The sequence below is a fragment of the Streptomyces sp. NRRL B-24085 genome (assembly GCF_001282115.1).
GTDB lineage: Bacteria > Actinomycetota > Actinomycetes > Streptomycetales > Streptomycetaceae > Streptomyces.
In genome coordinates this window covers 1-2188 of the sequence record NZ_LJBR01000667.1, presented here as the reverse complement: position 1 = coordinate 2188, position 2188 = coordinate 1, and the positions used below count along the sequence as shown (strand labels likewise).

Genomic DNA, 2188 nt, shown 5'->3' with positions numbered 1-2188 from the left:
CGGGCTGCCGTAGCGGGAGTTCATGTAGTCCAGGCCCCACTTGATCTGGGTCTTGGCGTTGGTCTTCCAGTCGGAGCCGGCGGAGGCCATCTTGGAGCCGGGCAGAGCCTGGACCAGGCCGTAGGCGCCGGAGGAGGAGTTCGTGGCGTCGACGTCCCAGCCGCTCTCGTGCTCGACGATCTTGCTGAACGCGTTGTACTGCGCGGCGTTCGGGATCATCTTGTGCGCGATGGCCTTGGCCTGGGCGGAGGAGGCGGGCGTGGCAGCGGCCATCGCGGCGGTGGTGATGGCCTTCTTCGGGGAAGCGATGCGGCGGGCGAAGCGGGAGACGGACACGGGGAACCTTTTCTTCGGGGACGGTGGTGTCGCTCGCGGTCCCGGGGGACATGCGTCGGCGCCGAGGCCCGTGGGCTTGTCGGCGCCGTGCGACGTCGTCCAGAGAAACAGGCTCGGAAGGCGTCCGCAATGACCCCTTTTACTAGTTGTGGCCGCATCGCCGGGAAAGTTCGTCTGTGTGACCCGGCTCTCAACGTGCAGGTCAGAGGGGGTGTGCGATGGGCGTTATGTCGGATATGTTCCTACTGTTCCCGTTAGTAGGTGAGCTGGGTCATGTGGGGCGCTTCACCGCTCGGACCCCTCGAATGTGACCTGGGCCTCGAAGGCGGCACGTCGGGTCGCCCGGCGCAGACCCCTCAGCAGGGCGGGGCCGAGGGTGAGCGTGAGGACGACGGTGACGAGGGCCCGCCCGAGGTCCCAGCCGAGGGACGTGGCCACGCAGTACGCGACGAAGCGGGCCAGGTTGGCGGGCACGTCCGCGTGCGGGTCGAAGGCGATGTCCGAGGCGAGGGCGCCCAGGAAGGGCCAGCCGGCCATGTTCATGGCGGTGCCGTAGGCGAAGGCGGCGAAGAAGCCGTAGGCGGCCAGCAGCCCGGCCTCGGCACGGCCCCGCGCGCGGGCGGGCACCGGCAGCAGGCCCGCGCCCATCGTGAACCAGCCCATCGCCAGCATCTGGAACGGCATCCACGGCCCCACCCCGCCCGTGAGCAGGGCGGACGCGAACATCGTGACGTTGCCGAGCGCGAAGCCGAAGCCCGGGCCGAGGACCCGGCCGCTGAGCACCATCAGGAAGAACATCGGCTCGATACCGGCGGTACCGGCACCGATCGGCCGGAGCGCGGCGCCGGTCGCGGCGAGCACCCCGAGCATCGCCACGGCCTTGGGGCCCAGCCCCGACTCCGCGAGCGCCGCGGCGACCACCGCGACCAGGAGGACGAGCAGTCCGGCGAACAGCCAGGGCGCGTCCTGGGCGTGGGTGCCGACCTGTGAGGTGGGCGGGGCGAGGAAGGGCCAGCCGAAGGCGACGACGCCCACGGCGCTGACCAGGGCGAGGGCGATGACGGAGCGCGGGCCGAGACGGACGGCTCGGGTCATGACAGGGCCTGCCTCACCTGGGCGACCGTCAGCCACTTCTGCGGGGCGAGGATCTTGCTGACCTGCGGGGCGAAGGAGGGGGAGGACGTGACGACCTCCGTCGCCGGACCGTCGGCGATCACCTCGCCCTCGGCCAGCAGGACCACCCGGTGGGCGAGCTCGGCGGCGAGCTCCACGTCATGGGTGGCCAGCACGATCGCGTGGCCGCCGGCGGCGAGTTCCCCGAGCAGCCGGACCAGACGGGCCTTCGCCGCGTAGTCCAGGCCGCGGGTCGGCTCGTCCAGGAGCAGGAGGGGCGGACGGGCGGTCAGCACCACGGCCAGGGCGAGGGCGAGCCGCTGGCCTTCGGAGAGGTCGCGCGGATGGGTGTCGTCGGTCACGCCCGGCAGCAGGTCCGAGACGAGGGCCCGGCAGGTGCCGGGGGCGGCCGCGGCGTCCTGGTCGGCGGCCCGGCATTCGGCGGCGACGGTGTCGGCGCACAGGAGGTCGCGGGGTTCCTGGGGCACCAGGCCCACCCGGCGGACCAGGTCGCGCGGGGCGGTGCGGTTCGGCTGGGCGCCGCCTACCCGGACCGTGCCGCTGTTCGGTGCCACGAGTCCGACGAGGGTGTTGAGGAGCGTGGACTTTCCGGCGCCGTTGCGGCCCATGAGGGCGATGGTCTCGCCGGGGTGGATGGTGAGGTCGACGCCGGTCAGGGCCTGGACGTGGGCCCGGCGTACGGAGAGGGCGCGGGTTTCGGCGAGGTGGGGGGTGGGGG

3 protein-coding genes are annotated in these 2188 nt (G+C 72.4%); all 3 read right to left on the bottom strand.

Annotated features, from left to right (window positions below; translation table 11 throughout):
• A partial coding sequence (locus AOJ26_RS41035; protein ID WP_053853402.1) for a transglycosylase SLT domain-containing protein occupies positions 1–336 on the bottom strand: 336 nt, incomplete at its 3' end.
• A gap of 285 nt (positions 337–621) precedes the next feature.
• Entirely contained in the window at positions 622–1431 is an 810-nt protein-coding gene (locus AOJ26_RS41030) for an ECF transporter S component (RefSeq protein WP_053853401.1), read from the bottom strand.
• On the bottom strand, positions 1428–2188 hold a 761-nt coding region (locus AOJ26_RS41025), incomplete at its 5' end, for an energy-coupling factor ABC transporter ATP-binding protein (protein WP_159044544.1). The genes AOJ26_RS41030 and AOJ26_RS41025, both read right to left, overlap by 4 nt.

Excerpts from the sequence above, each read along its gene's own strand:
- AOJ26_RS41030 (WP_053853401.1), bottom strand. The coding sequence starts at position 1,431 with ATGACCCGAGCCGTCCGTCTCGGCCCGCGCTCCGTCATCGCCCTCGCC.